This window comes from Brochothrix sp. (genome assembly GCF_017549435.1).
Classification (GTDB): domain Bacteria; phylum Bacillota; class Bacilli; order Lactobacillales; family Listeriaceae; genus Brochothrix; species Brochothrix thermosphacta.
Genome location: NZ_JAFYUW010000115.1, coordinates 1 through 3,246, shown reverse-complemented (window position 1 = coordinate 3,246; position 3,246 = coordinate 1). Strand labels below are relative to the sequence as shown.

The following is a 3,246-nucleotide window of genomic DNA, read 5'->3' as shown; positions in this document are numbered from 1 at the left end:
ATAAAGATATTAGATATAGTTACTTCGAAAAACTATCTAGTGTTGGTAACTCGGAGCAAATCGATGAAATCATGCTAGATTATTTAATCTATGATGAATATGATAACTTAGCTGTTACAAAAATATGTGATGAATATTTTGAAAGAGTACTTTAAGGGAATGAAAAAAGTAACTTCTGGGGTAAATATAGTGAGTTCAATAATTTAATCATTGAGACAGTATTCGAAAAAGAGAGTGAATATAAATATTCATTCTCTTTTCATGCTTAAGACGGATCATAAATAATTTAGCTGCTATTTTATACAGCTTTACTAAATCGATAATAGCCACATTTTTTCACCTAAGCGGACTCGGATAGGGGGGATCTTGGTTGTAATCGGAGAATGAATAAATGTGAAAGAATTACTTGAGGTAAGATTATATGAACTTGTTTTTATTGGTAAGAAGAGAAGATTTAAAAGGATGTATTGCTATTTATAGCGATACATCTCTTTTTAATATAAAGACAAAAAGCAATCATTTTGATGGAGAGTGGAAGCGATTTAACATTGTTTTTCAAGAATGAGCGACACCTTTCTATTTCTAAAAATTAAATAGCACTTACTATTACGGTTTGTTATCATTAAGAGAGTAGGCAGTGATTTCAACGTTAATATAAGTAATTAATGTGAACGTTATAATGAGGTAGAAAAACTAGAGAACGGTTTGAAGCTATTGTCTGCGTAGTTTATGAAATTGAGAATTAAAGGGTTATCAACGATTAAACTATTATATTTATATAGCTACGATACTATGCCGAATACATTTAAGTAATTGGGGTCAGTGTGAAATTAGAATTGAGAATAGTTAAATTGAAAAGAGGGTTTGGTAATGAAAAAATGTTCGAAGTGTAAGAAGAAAATTAGCGATGATACGATTATTTGTAATTTTTGTGGGGAACAGCAAGATATCAGCAGGTCAGGAAGAGCATTAAAGAAAAATAAGAAAAAAACTTTAATTATTAGTCTCTGTTTTGTAGGTTTACTCGTAATTTTAGCTGGAGGTTTTCTATATATGCAGCATCAAAATGAAGTTGCTAAAAAAGATGTCGCAGCGTTATTTGATTCCGATAACCTTTTGAAGGAAGATGTGACTTCCGATAAATTAGCAATGGTCAATAGAACAGTTAGTAAGGTGATTAATCCGCAGGTGAAAAAGAGCTTACAAGAGGATTTAATAACGGCAACTAGTATGTTAAATGTTAATGAAGGATTAAAAGCTATTTTGAATGATGAAAATATCATAAATGAAAAAGTAACCACTAAACAATTAAATGATATAAAAGACAGTTTGGACAAAGTAAAGTCGGTTTCCAAAAAGTTTTATGCGGATAATATAAAAAGTTATTCAAGTGCACAACAACAATATAATGAATATATTAAGTTAGTGAAAGAAATTGAGGCACTTTATAAAAATACAAATATTAATGAAGATACATCGAGAGCTATCTACGAGAAATTAATGAGTAGGAACGAAAAAATTAAAAATGATAGCTTGAAAAAAAACTTAGCTACCAAATTAACTGGAATAGAAAAAGAACTTTTGAAAAGTGAAGAGGAAGCGAGAAAAAATATAATTAATTTATCAGAAGTTGAAATAGTTAATAGAGTTAAGGCTTACTATTTTAGCCAGACGGATATTACGGATGACTCTGTCAAAGTTAACTATAGTGTGGCGTATAGTGGCTCGCCTAGTAATGGTGATATCATGTATCTTAATCCACTAACCAATACGAGTAGTGTTGAAGGAAGTTATACACTAACGAATCGTGGCGATTTTAAATATACCGATGCGACGGGGAACGTTCTACCTGAATACAACGGTAATATATTCGATGATGTCTCTCAAGAAATGATCGATGCTATTCCTGAGTTTGTGCCACCCTCTGAAGAAACAATCGATGATACCCCTGAGTTTACACAATCTAGCTTTATGGGCGATTGGACAAGCGAAAATCTAATTATTAGTATCACTGAAAGCGAAGTTGTCATGGGAAAACAACAGTCCGGTAGTGCCGTATTTGGTCATATAGTGGAGCAATCATTTGATGGAAATACAAATACACTTTCGATATCAGCTTATGAAGAGGCTAATCGATTAAATGGTGCATCTAAAGACCGCGAATTTAACGTGCAATTTGTTATTAAACAGAATGAAGGCGAGACATATATTGAGTATCAAGGAAAAAAATTTCAACAATAATAGTAAGCACATAAGGGATAATTAGATCTAGGGGAAGATAATTACGACTAACCAGAAACCACTGATAATATTTATCGGTGGTTTTTTGATGTTGATATAGTAATTGTAAAATCTTGCGCCTATTTAGACGTATAACAGTCACCTGTTTCAATCAAATCGTTATAAAATAAAGGAATAAGGTTAAGCATTTTCAGACAGGATACTTTTCAAAAATATTTTTGCTGCATTTGAGAATGTTTGCTTTTTTTTCCAAATAATATTTGTATTTGCTGTTAAAAGAGGTTCAAATGGAATGAAGATTAAACTGCTTTCTTTTGTATTGATAACACCGTCAATGCACAATGCCGCAATATTACCTTCTTTGACGAGAAGTGATGCATTATATAAAAGATTGTATGTTCCCACTATATTAAATTTATTTAAGTTACCTCCCAACCATTCAGAGAGTTGATTATCTACTAATGACTGATTAGAAATGATTAAAGGTAGCGTTATTAAATCACTTGGATAAATACATTTTTTATTTGCTAGAGCATGTTTTTTATTAACTAAGATCCCCCATTGATCTGAAAGAGGTAAGCGCATGTATTCATACTTTTGCTTCTCGACAGGGTCAATTATTAAGCCGAAATCCAATAAACCTGTGTCAATTTTTTCTTTTATATCGTCAGCGTTGCCACTATATAAATGCACCTTTAGATCAGGGTACTGAGTCATTAAATTATTTAAGATAACCGAAAGAAATTGAAAAGAGTGTGTTTCACCGCTACCGATCATAATATCCCCACTAATTACTTCAGTTTTTTGTAAGCTGTTAGTAGTTAGATTGACTAAATCTAAAATCTCTTTTCCTCTATTTTGCAAAAAAATACCTTCCTCAGTCAATGTTATCTCTCTATTTCCACGTTTGAAAAGTTGAACACCTAATTCGTTTTCTAATTCTTGCAGTTGTTTAGATAAAGTTGGTTGTGATACATGAAGTGTCAAGGCTGCCTTGCTGATGGT

2 protein-coding genes are annotated in these 3,246 nt (G+C 31.7%); one reads left to right on the top strand and one right to left on the bottom strand.

What is annotated here, in order from left to right:
- The first annotated feature begins 870 nt into the window (after window positions 1-870).
- Window positions 871-2,241: a hypothetical protein gene (locus IKV95_RS07670; protein WP_069126444.1), complete on the top strand. Its 1,371-nt coding sequence runs from the start codon at window positions 871-873 to the stop codon at window positions 2,239-2,241.
- A gap of 180 nt (window positions 2,242-2,421) precedes the next feature.
- On the opposite strand, the gene IKV95_RS07665 is transcribed toward IKV95_RS07670, so the two are convergent.
- Window positions 2,422-3,246 (bottom strand): LysR family transcriptional regulator (locus IKV95_RS07665; RefSeq protein ID WP_287451603.1); only part of this gene is annotated, 825 nt, incomplete at its 5' end.